Below are 3,440 nucleotides of genomic sequence, written 5' to 3' on the forward strand. Positions count from 1 at the left end.
AAAATATCTAATTTGATAATTCTGGCTTTTTTGTCTTTTACCATCTGGGAAAATTCACGGGAGTATTTCTAGTCAAAATCTAATAGATGAGAAATATCAGGAAAGTAGACCTTTGATTTTTCAACTAGACAAAATATCTAATTTGATAATTCTGGCTCTTACCATTTCTTTCCCTGGTAATAGAAAAAGAAAAACTTGCAAAAATGACCAAAAAATCAGCTCTCAAACTTCCCCTTTCAAGGGGATAAAAAAGGCAATTTCGGATTTTATTTGCCTCCCTATTACTGGAGGTACTGATAACTGATAACTGATAACTGATAACTAATACCTGAAAAAATGACTATTATTCAAGAAAGAACTTTGGCAGACAAAGTACGAGAAGATTTTCCGATTTTAAATCAGGAAATAAATGGTAAACCACTGGTTTATTTAGATAATGCTGCTACTTCCCAAAAACCCTTAGCAGTGATAAACGCTTGGCAAGAATATTACCTCAAATATAATTCCAATGTGCATCGGGGTATTCATACTTTAAGTTCAAAAGCAACAGATGCTTATGAAGGAGCAAGAGATAAAGTAGCTGCTTTTGTCAATGCGGCATCTCGGAATGAAATTATTTATACTCGAAATGCTAGTGAAGCTATTAATTTAGTCGCTTATTCTTGGGGTTTAAATAATCTCAAATCAGGAGACGAAATTATTGTCTCTGTTATGGAGCATCATAGTAATTTTGTTCCTTGGCAAATGATTGCTCAAAAAACCGGAGCAGTTTTAAAATTTGTCGAATTGACTGAAACTGAAGAATTTAATTTTGAACAATATAAAACTCTGGTTTCAGACAAAACAAAGTTAGTAGCAGTTGCTCATGTTTCTAATGTTTTAGGTTGTATTAACCCAGTAAAAGAAATTTGCTCAATCGCTCATCAAAATGGAGCTAAAGTATTAATAGATGCTTGCCAAAGTCTACCTCATTGCGTGGTAGATGTGCAGGAAATAGATTGTGATTGGTTAGTAGGTTCCGGTCATAAGATGTGCGCTCCGACTGGCATCGGTTTTTTGTATGGAAAGTTAAACTTACTAGAGGAAATGCCACCATTCTTAGGAGGAGGTGAAATGATTTCCGAAGTATTTCTTGACCATTCCACCTATGCAGAATTACCTCATAAATTTGAAGCAGGAACACCAGCGATAGGAGAAGCGATCGCTCTTGGTGCAGCAGTAGATTATCTGACAAATATAGGTATGGAAAAAATCCATAACTATGAAGCAGAATTAACTACTTATTTATTTGAGAAATTAGGTCAAATTCCTCAAGTTAATATTTACGGACCTCAACCAAATACTCATGGTGAAGGTAGAGCAGGATTAGCATCTTTTAAAGTAGAAAATATTCACCCCAACGATTTATCAACAATGTTAGATGAAGCAGGGGTAGCGATTCGTTCCGGTCATCATTGCGCTCAACCTTTGCATCAATATTTAAATATTTCATCCACAGCAAGAGCAAGTTTATATTTCTATAATACTCGTGATGATATTGATACTTTTATTGTTGCTTTGAAAGACACGATAGAATTTTTTACGAGCATTATGGGTTAAAGAAAAATCTGGGTTTAATACTTAAGAAAGGCAAGAGAAATTCAGTAGAATGTAATTAATTTTTTGTACCTGCTGAATTATATATAATCCGGATGAAAAGTCGTCATTACGACGACAGGAAGCAATCTCTAGTGCCGCTACGCGGAAGTCAAAATTCAAAATTCAAAATTCAAAAGTATTGGTTAGTAAGGCTTTTAGGATTTTGTAACTGGTCAGTTATTTCTGCTATTCTGCACTATGGTGGCGGGAGATTCCTTCCTTCCACTCAGTTCCAGTCGCAATGACTTACAATAACTAATTATCGGGATTTGATATTACGTCCTATACATTATATGTTGGGTTTTGTACCTCAACCCAACCTACAAAAATGTAATTAATTTTGTGTACTTGCTAAATTATGTCTATCTAATTATATGTTGGGTTTCGTACCTCAACCCAACCTACAAAAGTGACTAAAATTCTCCAATTTTTTCCAACTAATAGAGGCTATATGTATGAGAGAGTGGAATCTAAATAAACTTATAGTTATTAACTTAATTGTTTTGAATGTTGCGATTATTTTCCTAGCAGTAGCATTAATTTTTTCACCCAATCAAACTTTAGCAACTTCTATCCCTCAACTTCAAGGAAAAACAGAGTCAAAAATTGAATTGATGAATTCAGAAAAGTTAAGTCAGGGTAGGGGAAGGAAATATGAATATAAAGTTGAATATCAATTTGGTTTTCCTCAAAGCGAGGAAGAAAGAAATAACTATACGAAAGCTTTAAATGAAGCTGGAAAAGATGGATGGGAATTAAGTCAAACTGACGTTGTTTTTAATCCTACTAACGGACAAGGGTTATATATTTTGATTTTTCAAAGACAGAAATAAATTTTGATTTTTATATAGATATAGTAGTAGGGTAGGCAAATATTTGCCCACCCCACAAAGAATCAACTAATAAGGGTGATCGTGCATATTTTATCGGAGATTTCCTTTTGACTAATAAGATAAGTTATGAATTAAGAGATGGTATTAAAGCTATTCATTCTGACTCCTGACTCCTGACTCCTGACTCCTAAAAACTTAATCAATCTATAACTGTTTAACCGGATTTGATATAACTTTTGACTTCTGAATTATGACTTCAGCGATCATCCTATTTTTGTGCTGTAACTTCAATGATTTCTGTATCCATAATCATCTTGCTATTACTAACTAAATCTTCGTGCTTATTGGTATTTAGAGTAACAGTGATTTTATTGCTACCTGGTTCTAAACTTCCCAGATAATACCAATTGCCATAAATTCTAGTTATTTTTTTGTCATTGATATATAAATGAGCATGACCTTCATTAGGGTTACTACTTTGATTTACTGTTTCTGGGGCAAATTTAAAGTTAGTTAATTTTAACTCTAAATTCCATCCTTTCATTGTATCTTGATAAACAAATAAATCTACTTCAGGAACTGGTTTTCCTGTGGGAATTTCTATCTTTTTATGACTATGATTCATATGACTGTGAGATTTATCAGCAACTAAATAATTAGTCGAAGAATTGACTGTGGAGGCAACTCCTAATCCAGCAGTTAAAATTAGTATTGTGGATGTTAGCTTGAGTATTTTATTCATATTTTTTTTTAGGTTTTATTATTATTTATGAATAATATACATAAAAAAGTAAAAAAATCAAAAGACAAAGCGTCATACTAAAAAAAAAGTAAGCATTCAGCCGTCAGCTAGAAATAGGAATTAGTCTCCAAGGAGAATTAAAAGTCCGACACGAAAAAGGTCATCAGCTAAACTTAGTAAGTATTATACCAAATTCAAAAAAGGATGTTACATTCAAATTTGTGATA

3 protein-coding genes are annotated in these 3,440 nt (G+C 32.9%); 2 read left to right on the forward strand and 1 reads right to left on the reverse strand.

Annotation, left to right across the window (positions count from 1 at the left end; all coding sequences use genetic code 11):
* The first annotated feature begins 336 nt into the window (after positions 1-336).
* Positions 337-1,599 (forward strand): cysteine desulfurase, encoded by a 1,263-nt coding sequence (locus F6K22_RS19440; RefSeq protein WP_293101352.1) that lies wholly within the window; start codon positions 337-339, stop codon positions 1,597-1,599.
* Between the two features lie 494 nt (positions 1,600-2,093).
* Positions 2,094-2,471 (forward strand): DUF4177 domain-containing protein, encoded by a 378-nt coding sequence (locus F6K22_RS19445; protein WP_293101355.1) that lies wholly within the window; start codon positions 2,094-2,096, stop codon positions 2,469-2,471.
* A gap of 268 nt (positions 2,472-2,739) precedes the next feature.
* Here F6K22_RS19445 and F6K22_RS19450 read toward each other — a convergent pair whose 3' ends face one another.
* Positions 2,740-3,213, reverse strand: a complete 474-nt coding sequence (locus tag F6K22_RS19450; protein WP_293101358.1) for a hypothetical protein — start codon at positions 3,211-3,213, stop codon at positions 2,740-2,742.
* Positions 3,214-3,440: the final 227 nt, after the last annotated feature.

It is taken from the genome of Okeania sp. SIO2F4, assembly GCF_010672385.1.
Classification (GTDB): Bacteria; Cyanobacteriota; Cyanobacteriia; order Cyanobacteriales; family Microcoleaceae; genus Trichodesmium.

Coding starts and splice junctions, on each gene's coding strand:
- F6K22_RS19440 (WP_293101352.1), top strand. CDS start 337: ATGACTATTATTCAAGAAAGAACTTTGGCAGACAAAGTACGAGAAGAT.
- F6K22_RS19450 (WP_293101358.1), bottom strand. CDS start 3,213: ATGAATAAAATACTCAAGCTAACATCCACAATACTAATTTTAACTGCT.
- F6K22_RS19445 (WP_293101355.1), top strand. CDS start 2,094: ATGAGAGAGTGGAATCTAAATAAACTTATAGTTATTAACTTAATTGTT.